14 protein-coding genes and 1 other RNA gene are annotated in these 17,227 nt (G+C 64.6%); 6 read left to right on the forward strand and 9 right to left on the reverse strand.

The window, feature by feature from the left end:
* Nucleotides 1-9: 9 nt before the first annotated feature.
* From ASC81_RS19880 to gyrA, 6 genes are read right to left on the reverse strand one after another with little or no spacing between them, the layout of a single operon-like run.
* The gene (locus ASC81_RS19880; protein ID WP_056270925.1) at nucleotides 10-2,010 is read right to left on the reverse strand and encodes a bifunctional 3-phosphoshikimate 1-carboxyvinyltransferase/cytidylate kinase; all 2,001 of its coding nucleotides are present in this window, start codon (nucleotides 2,008-2,010) and stop codon (nucleotides 10-12) included.
* The gene (locus ASC81_RS19885) at nucleotides 2,010-2,906 is read right to left on the reverse strand and encodes a prephenate dehydrogenase/arogenate dehydrogenase family protein (protein WP_056270928.1); all 897 of its coding nucleotides are present in this window, start codon (nucleotides 2,904-2,906) and stop codon (nucleotides 2,010-2,012) included. The genes ASC81_RS19880 and ASC81_RS19885 overlap by 1 nt, the downstream gene beginning before the upstream one ends.
* 2 nt (nucleotides 2,907-2,908) lie before the next feature.
* Nucleotides 2,909-4,006: a prephenate dehydratase gene (pheA, locus tag ASC81_RS19890; RefSeq protein WP_056270929.1), complete on the reverse strand. Its 1,098-nt coding sequence runs from the start codon at nucleotides 4,004-4,006 to the stop codon at nucleotides 2,909-2,911.
* Entirely contained in the window at nucleotides 3,999-5,090 is a 1,092-nt protein-coding gene (gene serC, locus ASC81_RS19895) for a 3-phosphoserine/phosphohydroxythreonine transaminase (protein ID WP_056270933.1), read from the reverse strand. The genes pheA and serC overlap by 8 nt, the downstream gene beginning before the upstream one ends.
* Before the next feature lie 20 nt (nucleotides 5,091-5,110).
* Nucleotides 5,111-5,689, reverse strand: coding sequence for a DUF2059 domain-containing protein (locus ASC81_RS19900; protein ID WP_056270938.1), 579 nt, complete (start codon nucleotides 5,687-5,689; stop codon nucleotides 5,111-5,113).
* 1 nt (nucleotide 5,690) lies between these two features.
* Complete coding sequence (gene gyrA / locus ASC81_RS19905) at nucleotides 5,691-8,345, reverse strand: DNA gyrase subunit A (RefSeq protein ID WP_056270941.1); 2,655 nt, start codon at nucleotides 8,343-8,345, stop codon at nucleotides 5,691-5,693.
* A gap of 265 nt (nucleotides 8,346-8,610) precedes the next feature.
* Here gyrA and ompA point away from each other — a divergent pair, with 265 nt between their 5' ends.
* The 5 genes from ompA to ASC81_RS19930 all read left to right on the forward strand — a co-directional run bounded on the left by ompA (nucleotide 8,611) and on the right by ASC81_RS19930 (nucleotide 13,947).
* Nucleotides 8,611-9,270, forward strand: a complete 660-nt coding sequence (gene ompA, locus ASC81_RS19910; RefSeq protein ID WP_056270944.1) for an outer membrane protein OmpA — start codon at nucleotides 8,611-8,613, stop codon at nucleotides 9,268-9,270.
* A gap of 77 nt (nucleotides 9,271-9,347) precedes the next feature.
* A complete protein-coding gene (ubiG, locus tag ASC81_RS19915) occupies nucleotides 9,348-10,049 on the forward strand; it encodes a bifunctional 2-polyprenyl-6-hydroxyphenol methylase/3-demethylubiquinol 3-O-methyltransferase UbiG (protein WP_056270946.1) in 702 nt (233 codons plus the stop codon).
* Nucleotides 10,049-10,723: an HAD family hydrolase gene (locus ASC81_RS19920; RefSeq protein WP_056270949.1), complete on the forward strand. Its 675-nt coding sequence runs from the start codon at nucleotides 10,049-10,051 to the stop codon at nucleotides 10,721-10,723. The genes ubiG and ASC81_RS19920 overlap by 1 nt, the downstream gene beginning before the upstream one ends.
* Before the next feature lie 12 nt (nucleotides 10,724-10,735).
* Nucleotides 10,736-11,108: a transfer-messenger RNA gene (ssrA, locus tag ASC81_RS26690) on the forward strand.
* A 436-nt stretch (nucleotides 11,109-11,544) separates the two neighbouring features.
* Complete coding sequence (locus ASC81_RS19930) at nucleotides 11,545-13,947, forward strand: PAS domain S-box protein (protein WP_162245934.1); 2,403 nt, start codon at nucleotides 11,545-11,547, stop codon at nucleotides 13,945-13,947.
* 36 nt (nucleotides 13,948-13,983) lie between these two features.
* Here the strand turns inward: ASC81_RS19930 and ASC81_RS19935 are convergent, their stop codons facing one another.
* Nucleotides 13,984-15,018 (reverse strand): DUF72 domain-containing protein, encoded by a 1,035-nt coding sequence (locus ASC81_RS19935; RefSeq protein ID WP_369820867.1) that lies wholly within the window; start codon nucleotides 15,016-15,018, stop codon nucleotides 13,984-13,986.
* 47 nt (nucleotides 15,019-15,065) lie between these two features.
* Nucleotides 15,066-15,737 (reverse strand): transcriptional repressor LexA, encoded by a 672-nt coding sequence (gene lexA, locus ASC81_RS19940; protein ID WP_056270961.1) that lies wholly within the window; start codon nucleotides 15,735-15,737, stop codon nucleotides 15,066-15,068.
* 65 nt (nucleotides 15,738-15,802) lie between these two features.
* On the opposite strand from lexA, the gene ASC81_RS19945 reads away from it, so the two are divergent.
* A complete protein-coding gene (locus ASC81_RS19945) occupies nucleotides 15,803-16,738 on the forward strand; it encodes an asparaginase (protein ID WP_056270963.1) in 936 nt (311 codons plus the stop codon).
* Nucleotides 16,739-16,791: 53 nt separating this feature from the next.
* On the opposite strand, the gene ASC81_RS19950 is transcribed toward ASC81_RS19945, so the two are convergent.
* Complete coding sequence (locus ASC81_RS19950) at nucleotides 16,792-17,226, reverse strand: organic hydroperoxide resistance protein (RefSeq protein WP_056270970.1); 435 nt, start codon at nucleotides 17,224-17,226, stop codon at nucleotides 16,792-16,794.
* Nucleotide 17,227: the final 1 nt, after the last annotated feature.

The raw sequence follows: 17,227 nt of genomic DNA on the forward strand, positions 1-17,227 counted from the left end.
TGACGTGGGTCAGAAGGGCCGGCGCTGCTGCCACCATCCCAGCACCTGATCCACCGAGGCTTCGATGGTCAGCGCCGAGTTGTCCAGCAACTGCGCGTCTTGCGCGGGCTTCAAAGGCGAGGCCGAGCGGTTCTTGTCCCTCTCGTCCCGCGCCTCCAGATCTTCGCGCAAGCCCGTGATATTAGCCGAAATACCTTTGGAAATCAATTGCTTATGCCTGCGCTCGGCCCGCGTGGCGGCACTTGCCGTGAGGAAGACCTTCAGGCTGGCGTCCGGAAAAACAGCCGTGCCCATGTCCCGGCCATCGGCCACCAGGCCTGGCAGGCGGCGGAAATCGAGTTGCAGCTGGTGCAGGGCCTGGCGCACCTCGGCGTGGGCGGCCACCTGCGACGCCAGCAGGCCGGTGGCCTCGGCGCGCAGCCGCGCGCTGACATCTTCCTGGCCAAGGAAGACCTGGCCGTTGCGGAAGGCGAGTTGCAAGGTCGGCACGATGGCTGCAACGGCCGCGCCATCGTCCAGATCCAGGCCGGCCCGCCGCGCGGCCAGGCCGGTGACGCGGTAGAGGGCGCCGGAGTCGAGCACGCCAAAGCCCAGCGCCTTGCCTACCTCGTCCGCGAGGGTGCCCTTGCCCGAGGCGGTCGGGCCGTCGATGGTGATGACGGGAACGTCTTCTGCGTTGGCACTGACGACGCCGAACAAGGTCTCGAAATAGTCGGGGAAGGTCTTGGCGACGCAGTGCGGCTCCAGGATGCGGACCGGCACGGCATGGTCAGTGACCAGGCCGTTGAAAGCCGCCAGCGAAAAGCACATGGCGACGCGGTGGTCGTCGTAGGTGTGGATGGCCGCCGCCTTCCAGCCGCGCAGCGGCTGCACCCGGATCCAGTCAGGGCCTTCATCGACGTTTGCGCCCAACTTGCGCAACTCGGTTGCCATTGCGGCAATGCGATCGGTCTCCTTGACGCGCCAGCTGGCGATGTTGGTCAAGGTCGTCGGGCCATCGGCATAGAGAGCCATCACCGTCAGCGTCATGGCCGCATCGGGGATGTGGTTGCAGTCCAGCGTGATGCCCTTGAGCGGCCAGGCGCCCCGGCGGACTTCCAGCCAATTGGGCCCCGTCTTCACCTCGGCGCCCATGGCGGCGGCGGCCTCGATGAAGCGCACGTCCCCTTGGAGAGACTCGCTACCGACGCCTTCGATGCGGAGGGGCGCATCGGTCGCCGCAATCGCGCCCAAGCCGACGAAGTAGGACGCCGAGGAGGCGTCCCCCTCGACGAACACTTCGCCCGGAGAGCGGTAGCGGCTGCCGGCGGGAATGACGAACGCCTCCCAGTCCTCACGCTTCACGGCGATGCCAAAGCGCGCCAGCAGCGCCAGCGTGATCTCGATGTAGGGCTTGGAGATCAGCTCACCGATGACTTCGATGCGTATGTCGCGGTCAGCAACCAGGGGCAGGGCCAGCAGCAGTGCGGTGAGGAACTGGCTGGATACGTCGCCCCGCACTCGAACGGGGATATTCAAAGCGAGTGCGGCCGGCCCGCGCAGGCGCAGCGGCGGATACCCGGCGTTGCCGAGGTCGTCGATCTCGCAGCCCAGGCCACGCAGCGCATCAACGAGGTCGCCGATGGGCCGCTCATGCATGCGCGCCACGCCCGAGACCTCGAAAGTGCCGCCCTGTGTCGCCGCCAGCAGCGCGAGCGCGGCGGTCAGGGGGCGCATCGCCGTGCCGGCATTGCCGAGGAAGAGCTTCGCTTCCTTGGCCCGGAGCTGGCCGCCGAGGCCGTCGATGACGACAGCGTCGCCCTCTCGCCAGACGCCGCAGCCGAGGGCTCGCAGGGCATCGAGCATGACGGCGGTGTCGTCGGAGTCGAGCAGGTCGCGCACGAAGGTCTTGCCCTCGCTCAAGGCTGCCAGCAGCAACACGCGGTTGGAAATGCTCTTGGAGCCGGGCAGGCGCACCGTGCCTGCGGCGCCGCGCAGGGGCGGCAAGTCGAGGAAGGGGATCTTGAACATCACTTGCCAGCCGGGCGGCCCGGCGGGACTGCAGGAGGAGGATTGCCCCAGGCCGCGCGGCCCTCGGAGATGGGGCGCAGCGCGGCTTCCAGGGCCGGCGCGTCACCCGATTCGATCAGCGCTTCGAGCTGGTCGAGCATGGTGCGAAAGCGCTTGGACTGGGCGAGGACTTCATGCTTGTTGGCCAGCAGGATGTCGCGCCAGACGGCCGGCTCGCCGGCGGCGATGCGGGTGAAGTCGCGAAAGCCCGGGCCGGCCAGGCTCAGGTAGTCACGCGCAGCGGGCTGCTCGGCGATGGCCTGGAAATAGGCGAAGGCCAGCAGGTGGGGCAGATGGCTGACGGCAGCGAACGCGGCGTCGTGGTTGTGCGGCCGCATCTTCAACACCGTGGCGCCCAGCGCTGACCACACATCGGTCGCGCGCTGCACGAGCTGCGGGTTGGTGAAGGGCTGGGGCGTCAGGATGACCTGGCGACCTTCGTAGAGGTTGGCCTCGGCATGCTGGACGCCGCCCGATTCCTTGCCCGCGATCGGGTGGCAGGGCACGAAGCTGGAGGAGCGGTCACCCAGGGCGCGACGCGCGGCTTCGATGACGTCGCATTTGGTCGAGCCCACGTCCATGAAAAGCACGCCCGGGTTGACCAGATGGCGGATGGCCTTGAGCGTGCTCTCGGTGGCCGAAACCGGTACGGCGATCAGCACGATGTCGGAACCCGACACGGCCAGTAGCGCCGATTCCGCAGCCACATCGATGACGCCGAGCTTCTTGGCCTGCTCCGTCGTCGACGGCGACTTGCTGTAGCCGACGACACGTTTGACCAGTCCGGCGCGCTTCATCGCCAGCGCGAAACTGCCGCCCATCAGACCGCATCCGATCACGCCGAGCTGCTGGAACATGGTTAATTCTTGACTGGGTAGGCGCCCAGAATCTTGAAGAAGGCGCAAAGCTCGCGCAGCTCGGCCAGCGCGTCGGCGACGTTGGGATGCGTCGGATGGCCGTCGAGGTCGATGTAGAAGTAATAGTCCCACTGGCCGGTGCGGGCCGGCCGCGACTCCAGGCGGGTCATGGACACGCCATGCCGTTTCAGCGGCACGAGCAGGTCGTGCATGGCGCCCGGGCGGTTGGGCACCGAGACGACCAGGCTGGTGCAGTCGCGACCCGTAGCAGGCGGCGTGGCCATCGTCTGCGGCAGGCAGATGACCGCGAAGCGGGTGCGGTTGTAGGCCTCGTCCTGGATGGCGTGCGCCGTGATGTGCAGGCCGAATACCGTGGAAGCCCGCTCGCTGCCCAGGGCCGCCCAGGCCGGGTTTTCGGCTGCCAGGCGCGAGCCCTCGGCATTGCTCGACACGGCGCGCCGTTCGACGTCTGGCAGATGCTTGTTGAGCCAGTTCTGGCATTGGGCCAGCGCCTGCGGATGGGCGAGAACGGCCTCGATGCCGTGCATCGACGGCTCCTTGCGCATCAGGTTGTGGCGGATCAGCAAGCTGACTTCCCCCACCACATGGCAGGGCGTGTGAAGGAAGAGGTCCAGCGAGCGTGTAACGACGCCCTCGGTCATGTTCTCAACGCCCACCACACCGAACTGCGCGCTGCCGCTGGCCGTCGCGTGGAAGACTTCGTCGAAGTTGGCGCAGAAGATGATGTCGGCCGCGCCACCGAAGTATTCGATGGCGGCTTGCTCGCAAAAGGTGCCGACGGGGCCGAGCACGGCAACGCGCTGCGGCGATTCCAGTGCCAGGCAGGCCGACATGATCTCGCGCCAGATGGCTGCGACATGTTCGCCCTTGAGCGGGCCGGGGTTGGCGGCGCGGATCTTGTCGATGACCTGGGCAACGCGGTCAGGTCGGAAGAAGGGCGTGCCCTCCGCGCGCTTGATCTCTCCGACCTGCTCGGCAACCCGGGCGCGTTGGTTCAGCAGCTCGAGCAGTTGTTTGTCCAGACCGTCGATCTGGCCGCGCAGCGCGAGCAAGGCTTGTGAGGCGACAGGTTCAGCCATGACGGGCCTCGAAGTCCTTCATGAACGACACCAGCGCCTGCACGCCTTCCAGCGGCATCGCGTTGTAGAGGGAGGCGCGCATGCCGCCGACCGACTTGTGGCCTTTGAGCTGCAACAAGCCGGCGGTCTTTGCCTCGGCGAGAAACGCGTCATTGAGCTTTTCGTCGCGCAGGAAGAACGGCACGTTCATGCGGGAGCGGCAGCTGGGATCGACGCGGTTCTCGTAGAAGCTCGAAGCGTCCAGTGCGGCGTAGAGCAGCCGGGCCTTGTCGATGTTGCGCTGCTCGATGGCGGCCAGGCCGCGTTGGCCGGCGTGGTCCAGGTTCTTGACCCACTTGAACACGAGGCCGGCGACGTAGATCGCGAACGTCGGCGGCGTGTTGTACATGGAGTGGTTGGCGGCCACCGTCTCGAAATTGAAGGCTGTCGGGCAGATGTCGAGCGCGTGGCCGAGCAGGTCGTCGCGCACGAACACCAGCGTCAGGCCGGCCGGGCCGATGTTTTTTTGCGCGCCGCCAAAAGCCAGGCCGACACGGCGCCAGTCGATCGCGCGGGACAGCAGGTGCGACGAGCAGTCGATAACCAGAGGCACGCTGTTGCCCAGCTGCGGCAGTTCATGGAACTCGATGCCGTCGATGGTCTCGTTGGTGCAGAGATGCACATAGCTCGCGTCCGTGCGCAGCTGCCAGTCGCCCGGAATCGAACGCCCGCTTCCGATGTTGGCCGCAACACGAACATCGGCATAACGGCGCGCTTCGGTGGCGCTCTTGCGCGACCAGGAGCCGGTCACGACGACATCGACCTTGCCACCTCGGCTGAGGTTCATGGGCACGATGGCGTTCTCGCCCAGCCCGCCGCCCTGCATGAACAGGATGCGAAAGTTGGCAGGCACGGCGAGCAGCTCGCGCAGGTCAGCCTCCGCGCGTTCGAGGATGCTGCCGAACTCCTTGCCGCGGTGGCTCATCTCCATGACGCTCATGCCGCTGCCGCCCCAATCCAGCATCTCCGCGGCCACTTGGCGCAAAACAGGTTCCGGCAGGGTCGCCGGTCCGGCGGAGAAGTTGAACGGGCGAGCAGCGGTCATCGGGTCATCGAGTCAGGGGGCTACTTCTTGGGTGCCGACGCCGCAGCCTTGGGGGCTGCCGCGGGCGGCTGGATGCCGAGCTGCTTGGCCAGGGTGCCTTGCAGCGTTTTCAGTCGGCCTTCCAGCGTCGGGCCGGCTTCGGCCATCACCTTTTGCGCGACGGCCTTTTGCAACTCAATGCTGGCCAGGCCGAATTTCTGGCTGACCGGCGATTCTGCCCAGGCCACGATCTGCTTCAGTTCGTCCTCGCTGAAGCGTTCGTCCAGCAGCGCCGAAGCCGTGGTCGGTACGGCCTTGGCGATCTTGTCCTTCAGATAGGGAACGTTTTCCTCGACGAACTTCTTCAGTTCCGCGTCCATCAGCTTGCCCGTGGCCTCGCGCTTGTCCGCGGGCACCTGCTGGAGCGCCGCACGGCCCGCTTGCATCAGTTGGGGCAGAGGCTGTTGCACGATGTTGGCGGCCATGCTTTCAGCCAGGCCTTGCTGTTGAAGTTGCACGATCTTGTCGATCAATGCCTTTTTGGCCGCCGAGGGTTGCGCCAGCGCGGTGCTGGTGGCCAGCGCGACGGCGAGGGCCAGGCCCAACTTGCGAGAATTCATGTCAGTCCTTGGGGGCTTCAGGGATGTCACCGGCTTCGCCAGGTTCGGCGGCGCTGTCGGTGTCAGTGGTTTCGTTGGCGTCGTTCTCGACGATGCGTTGCAGGCCCGACAGCTTGCTGCCATCGTCCAGCGCGATCAGTGTGACACCCTGGGTCGCGCGGCCGAGTTCGCGGATCTCACCCACGCGGGTACGCACGAGCACACCCTTGTCGGTGATCAGCATGATCTCGTCCTCGGGGCGCACCAGCGTCGCGGCGACGACGCGGCCATTGCGCTCGCTTTGCTGGATGGCGATCATGCCCTTGGTCCCACGCCCGTGGCGGGTGTACTCAAGGATGCTGGTGCGCTTGCCGAAGCCGTTCTCGGTCGCGGTCAGCACCGACTGCGTTTCGTCCTCGGCCACCAGCATCGCGATCAGACGCTGGTCCGGCTCAAGCATCATGCCGCGCACGCCGCGGGCTGTGCGGCCCATGGGGCGCACGTCGTCCTCATCGAAGCGCACTGCCTTGCCGCCGTCGCTGAAGAGCATCACATCGTGATGGCCGTCGGTCAGCGCCGCACCGATGAGATGGTCGCCTTCGTCCAGGTCAACGGCAATGATCCCGGCCTTGCGTGGGTTGCTGAAGTCCTTCAGCGAGGTCTTCTTGACCGTACCCATGGCGGTGGCCATGAAGATGAAGTGATCTTCCGGGAAGGTCCGGAATTCACCGGTCAGCGCCAGCACGACGGTGATTTTTTCGCCCGCTTGCAGCGGGAACATGTTGACGATGGGCTTGCCACGCGAATTGCGAGAGCCCTGCGGCACCTCCCAGACCTTGAGCCAGTAGACGCGGCCACGGTCGGAGAAGCACAGGATCCAGTCGTGCGTGTTGGCGATGAAGAGCTGGTCGATCCAGTCGTCATCTTTGGTCGCCGTGGCCTGCTTGCCGCGACCGCCGCGGCGCTGGGCGCGGTACTCGCTGAGCGCTTGGCTCTTGATGTAGCCGGTGTGCGAGAGCGTCACGACCATGTCGGTCGGCGTGATCAGGTCCTCGGTGCCGAGTTCCTGCGCGTTGTGCTCGATGACGCTGCGTCGCGCGCCCAGCTTGGTCTGGCCGAACTCGGTCTTCAGCTGGATCAGCTCATCGCTGATGATGGTCGTCACACGCGACGGCGTGGCGAGGATGTCGAGCAGGTCGGCGATCTGGGACATGACATCCTTGTACTCGCCGACGATCTTGTCCTGCTCCAAGCCGGTCAGGCGCTGCAGGCGCATCTGCAGGATTTCGCTGGCCTGGGAGTCGGACAGGCGGTAGAGGCCGTCCGTCTGCATGCCGTACTCGGGCTCCAGGCCCTCAGGGCGGAATGCCGCGCGGCCGCCGGGCGTCTGGCCCTCGGCGCGGGTTAGCATCTCGCGCACCAGCGATGAGTCCCAGCTCTTGGCCATCAGCGCCGCCTTGGCAACCGGCGGTGTCGGCGAGGTCTTGATGGTTTCGATGAACTCGTCGATATTGGCGAGCGCCACGGCCAAGCCTTCGAGCACATGGCCGCGCTCGCGAGCCTTTCGCAATTCGAAAATGGTCCGGCGCGTCACGACCTCTCGGCGGTGCTCCAGGAACACCACCACCATGTCGCGCAGATTGCAGAGCTTTGGTTGGCCGTCGATGAGGGCCACCATGTTCATGCCGAAGCTGTCCTGCAGCTGCGTCTGCTTGTAGAGGTTGTTCAGCACCACCTCAGGGACTTCGCCGCGCTTCAGCTCGATGACGACGCGCATGCCCGATTTGTCGGACTCGTCCTGGATGTGGCTGATCCCCTCGATCTTTTTCTCGTGGACCAACTCGGCGATGCGTTCCAGCAGCGTCTTCTTGTTGACCTGGTAGGGGATCTCGTCAACGATGATCGACTGGCGCGAACCCTTGTCGATGTCTTCGAAGTGCACCTTGGCGCGCATCACCACGCGACCACGACCGGTGCGGTAGCCGTCGCGTACACCGGCCAAGCCGTAGATGATGCCGGCGGTCGGGAAGTCTGGCGCCGGGATGATCTCCATGAGCTCGTCGACGGTGCACTCAGGGTTCCGCAAAGCCAGCAAACAGGCGTCAATGACCTCGTTGAGGTTATGTGGCGGAATATTGGTGGCCATGCCAACCGCAATGCCCGACGACCCATTGACAAGCAAATTCGGCAGCCGCGTTGGCAATACCAGGGGCTCTTTCTCGCTGCCGTCGTAATTCGGCCCGAAATCGACGGTTTCCTTGTCGATATCGGCCAGCATTTCGTGCGCGATCTTGTCCAGCCGAATTTCGGTGTATCGCATCGCAGCGGCGTTGTCGCCGTCCACGGAACCGAAATTGCCCTGGCCATCGACCAACATGTGGCGCAGAGAAAAATCCTGCGCCATTCGCACAATCGTGTCGTAGACAGCGGTATCGCCGTGCGGGTGGTATTTACCGATGACGTCGCCGACGATACGGGCCGACTTCTTGTAGGGCCGGTTCCAGTCGTTGTTCAGTTCGTGCATCGCGAACAGAACGCGGCGATGCACCGGTTTGAGGCCGTCGCGGGCGTCAGGCAGTGCACGACCAACAATCACGCTCATCGCGTAATCAAGGTAGGAGCGGCGCATCTCCTCCTCTAGGCTGATCGGCAGGGTTTCCTTGGCGAACTGGGTCATGCGGCGGGTTTACGCACGCGTTACACGGACGCGGCGTCCTCAGAGGTAGGTGAAAGGCGCGAATTCTAAGCGGCTCGCCCCCATGTAGCAGCAGCGCAACAGCGTCACGGTGCCTATGAACGTAGGCCGCCACAATGCGTCCGTCTCGGTGCCCACATGGCACAATCGTCGAGTCCCTAGGAGAAACCCTAAAGTCTCTCCTGTGGTTAGAGGTTTGAGTACCGACTCTCGCAGGGCAACTGCGGCATTCCTTGAGAGGAGAATCATGAAGAAATTGAATCGCGTGGCGTCGCTGTTTGCGGTGGCTGCGGTCGCCGCTGCGGCAGCGTCTGGCGCGTCCGCGCAAACCATCGACAACTGGCGCGCAACTGACGGCACCGTTTGGAAGAACGGCACCAACGAATACTGCTGGCGCAACAACTTCTGGACGCCGGCGACGGCTGCCAAGGGTTGCGACGGCGAAATCAAGCCGGCACCGAAGGTCGAAGCTCCGGCTCCGGTCGCTCCGCCCGCTCCGGTTGCTCCGCCGGCTCCCCCGAAGCCCGTGACTCCGCCGCCGGCTCCGGTCAGCGAAAAGGTCACCTTCGCCGCTGACGCCTTCTTCGACTTCGACAAGTCGACGCTGAAGCCGGAAGCCATGGCCAAGTTGGATGACCTGGTCGGCAAGACCAAGGGCATCAACCTGGAAGTCATCATCGCCGTGGGCCACACCGACTCGGTGGGCAGCGATGAATACAACCAGAAGCTGTCGATCCGTCGCTCGGAAGCCGTCAAGGCCTACCTGGTGAACAAGGGCGTTGAGCCGAACCGCGTCTACACCGAAGGCAAGGGCGAGAAGCAGCCCGTCGCCGACAACAAGACCGCCGAAGGCCGCGCCAAGAACCGCCGCACCGAGATCGAAGTCGTCGGTACGCGCAACAAGTAAGCTCAGGCGCCTTTGGGCGCTTTGCGCAGAGCCCCGAACGGCACGCCGTCGGGGCTTTTCTATTTTCTGCATCCGCCATGATCAATGCCGATCCGCAAGAGCTCGCCAAGTTTGGCGAACTTGCCCACCGCTGGTGGGATCCTGAAAGTGATTTCAAGCCGTTGCATCAGATCAACCCGCTGCGCCTGGGTTGGATCCAACAGCTATGTCCGCTGAGCGGCAAACGCGTGCTCGACGTCGGTTGTGGCGGGGGCATTTTGAGCGATTCGATGGCACGCGCAGGTGCTCAGGTGCTGGGCATCGACCTGTCGATCAAACCGCTCCGTGTCGCCGAACTGCATGCAATGGAGGCGGGTACCCAGGGCGTCGAATACCGCGAGATCGCCGTGGAAGCGTTGGCTGCAGAGCAGCCGGGCGGTTTCGATGTCGTGACCTGCATGGAGATGCTGGAGCATGTGCCGGACCCCGCTTCGGTCGTGCGTGCCTGTGCGGCGCTCGTGAAACCGGGAGGGTGGGTGTTCCTGTCGACGCTTAACCGCAACGCCAAGTCCTTCCTGTTGGCCATTGTGGGTGCGGAGTACGTGTTGAACATGCTGCCCAAGGGCACCCATGAGTACGCGCGCTTCCTGCGCCCATCGGAGTTGGCCCAGTTCTGCCGCGACGCCGGACTGGACGCTCAAGCCAGTCGCGGTTTGACGTACAACCCGCTGACGCAACGATACAGCCTGGGCGCTGACACCGACGTCAACTACCTGCTCGCCTGCCGTCGCCCCACGTAATGGCGCTCGCGTCACGGTGGTCCCATCTGCGGGCTGTGCTTTTCGACCTTGACGGCACCTTGATCGACAGCGCCGAGGATCTGGCGCGCGCCGCCAACGCCATGCGCGCTGATCGCGGGCTGGGCCCGCTGCCTTTGTCGCAGTACCGACCCCATGGCGGATCCGGTGCACGTGGCATGCTCAGCCAAGCCTTCGATGTGGCGCCTGGCCAGCCCGGCTACGAAGACCTGAAGCGGGAATTCCTCGACCGCTATGAGGTCTTGATGTACGACTGCACGCACCTATTTGCCGGTGTCGAAGTGGAACTGGCCGCCCTGAACGCAGCGGGTTTGTCGTGGGGCATCGTCACGAACAAGGCCGAGCGTTTTGCGCTGCCGTTGACCAAGGCTTTGAACCTCGGTGCAGGCGTTGTCGTGGGAGGTGATACCACCGGCCACGCCAAGCCGCATCCGGCACCGCTACTGGAAGCGGCGGCGCGCCTGGCAGTGGCGCCGGGGGCCTGCCTCTACGTCGGTGACGATGAAAGGGACGTCATTGCCGGGCGGGCGGCCGGCATGTCGACCGCGGTGGCCGCCTGGGGCTATCTCGGCCCGCAAGCCGAACATTGCCGATGGGGTGCTGATATCGAACTTGCCGCGCCCGGAGCCCTCTTGAAGTTGCTCGGGCTGGCCTAAAATAAGAGTTCTGGGGCCGACCAGGTTTCGACGTGGGTGCGGATCCGGAGTAGGGCATGCCGAGCACCAGTTCGCTCGTAAAACCACTGGAAACAAAGTAACTGCAAACGACTCTACGTTCGCACTCGCCGCTTAATTGCGGTTGAGCTTCTCAACGGCAGGCCGATGGGCCGGGCTGAGTTCCGCAAGGGACAAGGCTGAGAAGTCACTCACATCGGCTGGCAATGCGCTGGGTCACTCAGTGTGTTGTGAGATCAAGTGACTGGCGGAAAAGCTAGCGTGCCACTGCGCGAGTTGACCGTGAGATTCAAATCAGCCGGCTAAGCATGTAGATCTGCCCGGTGATGGCTTGCGGACGGGGGTTCAATTCCCCCCGGCTCCACCATCTCAGAGTTCAGCGGAGTCCGCTGAATTCCAAAGGCCCTAAGTAATCAACCACTTAGGGCTTTTTCTTTGTCCGTTAGTGTCCCGGCAGCCGACCGGGTGGCTTTCCGGGCAAATGGGCTACCCGGGGCAACATCGCTCACGGATTCACCCGGATCTGCGGATCGCCGGCGCCCGCTCGGCGAGATCGACGGCAAGCGGTTAATAAACCCGCTTTTGCTCGATCCACCCGAGGCCGAGCCCCTACGTTCCCGCGTACATCAAAGCGGGAGCGTGATGGTGACGGCGCTGGCGCGTTGGCTCCTGCTCAACCCGAGCGGCAACGGGAGCATTTTTTGCCCCGCGTCTGATTGATGCAGTCCCCAGAGTCCTTGGAACCCTTCGCTCTCGCACGGATACCAGCGGACGTGCTTGTCCGGCAGGTGCGGGACCACGCCATGTTCCTGATAGACCGACGGGGGCGGGTCGCCACTTGGAACGAAGGCGTCCGCGAGGTTCTGGGCTGGGAAGAGGAGGACTGGATCGGCCAATCCGTGGAAGTGGTGTTCACACCGGAGGACCTGGCCGCTGGGGTACCGGCTCGGGAGCTTCGCCAAGCCGAAATTGACGGTCGTGCCGATGACTCCCGTTGGATGCTCAAGCGAGGTGGTGTGCGATTTTTCTGTAACGGCAGCGTCACGCCGATTCGCGATACCTCCGGCACGGTCGTCGCGTTCCTGAAGGTGATGCAAGACGGCACGAGCCTGCGGCTTGCGGCCGAGGAGTATCAGCGTGCGTTGGCCGCTGAACGGGAAGAACATGCAAAGGCGGAGCGCGAGGCGGCCAAGCTGCGCGCCATCATTGATGCCATTCCGGACGCGTTGTACGTTGGCAGTGCAGAGGGGATCACCGAATGCAACGCCAAAGGCTTGGCTCTGCTGGGCGCAACCTCGCTTGAGGATCTGCAGCAACGCATTGGCGAACTGGGGCAGCGCTTCCGCGTGCGGTACGAACGTGACGGCCCGCTGGTGGAGCCGGATCGTCTTCCCTTTGCGCGCGCACTGACGGGCGAGACCGCCATGCTGGACACCTGGGTGACCAAACCCACCGGCGAAGACGTGCTGATCCGGGGCACGGCGGCTCCCATCCGCGTCGACAACGAAATCGTCGGCGCCATCGCCATCAACAGCGACCTCACCTACCGCATCGAGATGGAGGAGCAGCGCCACGCCATCTCACGGATGGCGAACCAGTTGCGCGAGCGCGAGGAGGAGTTCCGGGCGCTGGTGAGCGGCGTGCGCGACTACGCCATCTTCACCGTTGACGTGGAGGGCCGCATCTCGTCGTGGCATATCGGGGCGCAGCTCATGAAGGGGTACACAGCCGAAGAGGCCATTGGCATGCCGTTCGCGCAGCTGTTCACGCCAGAGGATCGTGAAAAAGGGCGACCCCAGTACGAGATGGACGTGGCTGCCAGCACGGGCGAGTACAAGGGCGAAGGCACCCGCCTGCGCAAGAGCGGTGCGCTGTTCGTGGCCGAGGTGGTGCTGACTGCGCTCCGCGGCCCGCGCGGCGAGCTGCTGGGCTATCTGAAGTTGACACAGGACATCACCGAGCGCAAGAGCGTGGAAGCGCAGCGCGACCAGACGCTGCGCAACGCGGAGTCGGCTAGGGTCGCCGCCGAACAGGCGAGTCGGGCGAAGGACGAGTTTGTGGCGACGGTCTCGCACGAACTGCGCACGCCGCTCAGTGCCATCCTGAGCTGGGCGCAGGTGCTGCAGCGTCGGGTGCCGGAGCCGCAGACGCTCAAGCACGCCATCGATGCGATCGCTCGCAACGCCGGCATTCAAGCCCGACTGGTCGAAGACCTGCTTGATGTGAGCCGCATCGAATCGGGCCAACTCCGCCTGGAGCTGCAGCCCACCGATCCGACGGTCGTCGTGAGGGGAGCGGTGGAGGCCGTCATGCCGGCGGCCGCAGCCAAACGCATCACCGTGAAGATGGAAGCCGACCCCGACGTGGGCGTGCTGATGGCCGATGCCGCCAGGCTGCAGCAGATGGTCGCCAATCTGCTGAACAACGCCGTGAAGTTCACGCCGCATGATGGGCGGATCGATGTCGCCGTGCGACGTGAAGCCGACAAGGTGGAAATCGCCGTGGACGACAACGGACAGGGCATGGACCCCTCGTTCGTCGAGCAGGCCTTCGAACGTTTCAAGCAGCAGGACTCCTCGATGACGCGTCGCCATGGCGGTCTGGGGCTCGGCCTGTCTATCGTGCGAGAGCTCGCGCGCTTGCATGGGGGTAAGGTGAAGGCCAGCAGCGAAGGTATCGGCAAGGGCTCGACATTCGTTCTGTGCCTGCCCGCGCTATCGCCTCAGCGGCAGCGCCAAACCGGCCACGGGTCCGCGACTGAAGGTATCGAGGCGCTGGCGCATGACGACCGGCTGAGCGGGTTTCGGCTGTTGCTGGTGGACGACGAGCCGGATGGTCGTGGTGCGGCGGCCTATGCGCTGCGCGTTGCCGGGGCGGAAGTGACCGAGGCGGGAAGCGCCGAGGAGGCGCTGGGGCTATTTCGGACACGGCGGCCGCATGCCATCCTGAGCGACATCGGCATGCCGATCATCGATGGCTACGACTTCATCCGGCTGGTGCGTGAGATCGAACATTCCGAAGGCCGCCACACGCCCGCCGCCGCGTTCACCGCCTTCGCTCGTGCGGAAGACCGCCAGCGTGCCATCGACGCCGGCTTCGAGATGCACCTGGCCAAACCACTGGAGCCTGTCGCACTGGTCGAAGGCGTTGTGGCGCTGCTGCGTTCCAACGTGGGAGACACCACCGGCGAGTTGAGCAGCCCGTGACCCGGCCCAGGGAAAGATGAAGTCAAAAGGCTCAAGTCATCCAGCGACTTGGGCCTTTTTCTTTGTCGCCGTAAAACCCTCGGCCCGTTGCCGAGGTTTGGCCGTCAGCCACTCTGGCAGCGGTGCCCCTCTCTCACCGATGCGGCTCTCCATGCCCAGCTTGCGGCTCAGTGTCGCCGCGTCATAGGGCGCGTGCACCTTCACGTCGTTGTCGAAGTAGCAATAGACATCTCGGGTGGCTCGCTTGGGTGCCGTCTTCTGAGCCGCCAAATGGGCGTCGGCCACCTGAGCCCCTCGACTCCATGTATCAACCCGGGCGGCCCAGTGGTCCAGCGCTGCGTCGCTGTAGCCACTGGCGTAGAGCTCTTTGTCGCCATGCAGGCGCACATAGACGAAGTCGGCTGTCAGGTCTTCGAGCAATGGCCATTTGCCGGCCGTGTCGGCGACGACCAGTGCGATCTTGTAGTGGCGCAACATGGCGATGAAAGCGGGATCGACAAAGCTCGGATGGCGAATCTCCACCGCGTGGCACATCGGGCGCTTGCGGTCGACCTCCAGGCTCATCCGATCAGCCACGCGTTCGTCGTGCCCCTGCGCGATGCGCGCTGCGGCGGCGGTGTCATGCGGCAGCATCGCAAAAAAGGCCTCGAACCGGTCGGGCTTGAACGGCAGCATCGGCGGAAACTGCCAGAGGATGGGCCCCAGCTTGTGACGCAACTCGAAGATGCCGTTGGCGAAGAAGTTGGCCAGCGGCGTCTCGATCTCCTTCAGCCGCCGCAGATGGGTGATGTATTTCGGCGCCTTGACGGCAAACACAAAGTCGTCGGGCGTCTCATCGCGCCAAGCGGCGTAGTAGGCAGGGCGCTGAAGTGAATAGAAAGAGCCGTTGATCTCGATGGTTGGGACCATCCGCGACGCAAACTCCAGCTCCCTGCGTTGCGCCAAACCTTTGGGATAGAAGACGCCGCGCCACGGCTCATACCGCCAGCCTGAAATGCCGATGCGGATGTCGCCCTTTGCAGATCGCGCCGTACCCATGTGGGATACATGGCATTGCGCGTGCCAACCCATCCACGACCCGCGCCCGCCGGATAAGGGCGTCCTGGGTCAGGCCATCGTCAATTGAAACCCTGGCCCCGAATCAAACCAACCGCCAAGCCTTCGATGCTGAAGCTTTCGCTGCCTTCGCCGATGCGAATGGGTTCGAAATCGGCGTTCTCGGGGAGCAGTTCAATGCCGTCCGGGCCGCGTTTGAAGCGCTTGACGGTGACTTCGTCGCCAACACGGGCCACGACGATCTGGCCATTGCGAGCCTCGTTGGCCGACTGCACGGCCAACAGGTCGCCGTCGAGGATGCCAATGTCCTTCATGCTCATGCCCTTGACCTTGAGCAGGTAGTCGGGTTTCTTGGCGAACAGGCTGGGCTCGACGCTATAGGTCTGCTCGACATGCTCTTGCGCCAGGATGGGTGCACCGGCAGCGACGCGGCCAATCAAGGGCAGGTTCAGCTGCGCCAGGCTGGGAATGGGCAGGTTGAACTGCCGGGCACGGTTGACGGCGCTGAGCGCGTCGGACTTCAGACGGATGCCGCGCGAGGTGCCGCCGATCAGTTCCAGCATGCCCTTGCGTGCCAGTGCTTGCAAATGCTCCTCGGCCGCATTGGCGGATTTGAAGCCCAACTCGGCGGCGATTTCAGCTCGCGTCGGGGGGGAGCCCGTGCTTTCAATCGCGTTGCGGACCAGGTCGAAGATCTGCTGCTGGCGGGCGGTAAGCTTGGGTCGATCTTGCACGGGCGGCCTTTTCAAGTGGCTGGTGATTTGTCCAGCAACTGTATTTTTGTCCAGGAATCCATCAATTGCAAACTCCCGCGAATTTAATTGTCATCCTGGCTACCGGCGGCACGATCGCCGGCACGGCGCAGAGTGCCACTGACGGCGTCGGCTATACGGCCGCGCAGTTGCGGGTCGAAGATCTGCTCACTGCAATACCGGGTTTGGCAACGCGCCAGTTGGAGGCGCATCAACTCGCCCAGCTCGACAGCAAGGACATGGACTTTGCGACCTGGCAACTATTGGCAAACGCGGTGCAAGCGCAGCTGGACAGGTCCGAGGTTGGCGGCATCGTCATCACCCATGGCACCGACACGCTCGAAGAAACGGCGTATTTCCTGCACCGTGTGCTGGCGCCGACCAAGCCCGTCGTGTTGACCGCTGCGATGCGTCCGGCAACGGCGCTGGCCGCTGACGGACCACAGAATCTCCTGGATGCCGTGCATGTGGCCGCGACGCCAGACGCGGCCGGTGTGGTGGTGGCGTTTGCGGGCCGTGTGCACGACGCCACCCAGGTGCGCAAGGCGCACAGCTACCGGGTCGACGCCTTCGAATCGACGGATGGTGCACTGGTGGCGCGCGTGGAGGAGGGCGCGGTCAGGCTTCTCGGCCGCTGGCCACAGGGCGAGGCGCTGGGTTTGGCGCACATTGCCAAGCCGGTTCAGGACTGGCCGCGTGTGGACGTCGTGATCAACCATGCTGGCCAGGATGGCCGCATCGTGCAAGCGCTGCTGGCGGCAGGCGTCGATGGCATCGTCGCCGCAGGCACTGGCAACGGCACCTTGAGCGTCGCGCTGGATGCGGCCTTGCGTGACGCCGAAGCCCGCGGTGTTCGTGTCGTTCGCAGTACGCGCTGTGACGCGGGGCCGGTCATGGCGCTGCCCGGGCTGCTGCCCAGCGCCGGCGCGCTGAGCCCGGTCAAGGCCAGGATCGAACTGATCCTGTCGCTGTTGGCGGCATAAAGAAAAGCGGCGCCGAGCCGAAGCTCGACGCCGCTGCAGGAACGACCGTCGGCTTAGACGATGGTCAGCGTCACATCGACGTTGCCGCGCGTGGCATTCGAGTAGGGGCAGACCTCGTGGGCCGTGGCCACCAGGGCTTCGAGGGCGGCGCGTTCCATGCCGGGCACGGAGATCTTCATGTCGACCTGGATGCCGAAGGCGCCCGGCTTGTTGGCGTGCGGGCCGATGGCCACGTCGCTGGTGATCGAGACCTCCGCGGGCAGGCTGAGCTTCTGCTTGCCGGCGACGGCCTTCATCGCGCCGATGAAGCAGGCGGAATAGCCGGCCGCAAACAGCTGCTCGGGGTTGGTGCCCGGGCCGCCCGCGCCGCCAAGTTCCTTGGGCGTGGACAGCGTCACGTCGATGGCACCATCAGACGACTTGGCGGTGCCGGCGCGGCCACCGGTGGCGGTGGCGGTGGCGGTGTAGAGGGCTTTTTCGATGGCCATG

Origin of the sequence: Pelomonas sp. Root405 (genome assembly GCF_001425165.1) — a bacterium.
Lineage (GTDB): Bacteria > Pseudomonadota > Gammaproteobacteria > Burkholderiales > Burkholderiaceae_C > Pelomonas.

What these genes read in the sequence shown, in the direction of transcription:
- ASC81_RS19920 (WP_056270949.1), top strand. Translation starts at nt 10,049, where the DNA reads ATGGCGCTCGCGTCACGGTGGTCCCATCTGCGGGCTGTGCTTTTCGAC.
- gyrA (WP_056270941.1), bottom strand. Translation starts at nt 8,345, where the DNA reads ATGACCCAGTTCGCCAAGGAAACCCTGCCGATCAGCCTAGAGGAGGAG.
- ASC81_RS19935 (WP_369820867.1), bottom strand. Translation starts at nt 15,018, where the DNA reads ATGGGTTGGCACGCGCAATGCCATGTATCCCACATGGGTACGGCGCGA.
- ASC81_RS19950 (WP_056270970.1), bottom strand. Translation starts at nt 17,226, where the DNA reads ATGGCCATCGAAAAAGCCCTCTACACCGCCACCGCCACCGCCACCGGT.
- serC (WP_056270933.1), bottom strand. Translation starts at nt 5,090, where the DNA reads ATGACCGCTGCTCGCCCGTTCAACTTCTCCGCCGGACCGGCGACCCTG.
- ASC81_RS19885 (WP_056270928.1), bottom strand. Translation starts at nt 2,906, where the DNA reads ATGTTCCAGCAGCTCGGCGTGATCGGATGCGGTCTGATGGGCGGCAGT.
- ASC81_RS19930 (WP_162245934.1), top strand. Translation starts at nt 11,545, where the DNA reads ATGTTCCTGATAGACCGACGGGGGCGGGTCGCCACTTGGAACGAAGGC.
- ASC81_RS19900 (WP_056270938.1), bottom strand. Translation starts at nt 5,689, where the DNA reads ATGAATTCTCGCAAGTTGGGCCTGGCCCTCGCCGTCGCGCTGGCCACC.
- pheA (WP_056270929.1), bottom strand. Translation starts at nt 4,006, where the DNA reads ATGGCTGAACCTGTCGCCTCACAAGCCTTGCTCGCGCTGCGCGGCCAG.
- ASC81_RS19880 (WP_056270925.1), bottom strand. Translation starts at nt 2,010, where the DNA reads ATGTTCAAGATCCCCTTCCTCGACTTGCCGCCCCTGCGCGGCGCCGCA.
- ubiG (WP_056270946.1), top strand. Translation starts at nt 9,348, where the DNA reads ATGATCAATGCCGATCCGCAAGAGCTCGCCAAGTTTGGCGAACTTGCC.
- ompA (WP_056270944.1), top strand. Translation starts at nt 8,611, where the DNA reads ATGAAGAAATTGAATCGCGTGGCGTCGCTGTTTGCGGTGGCTGCGGTC.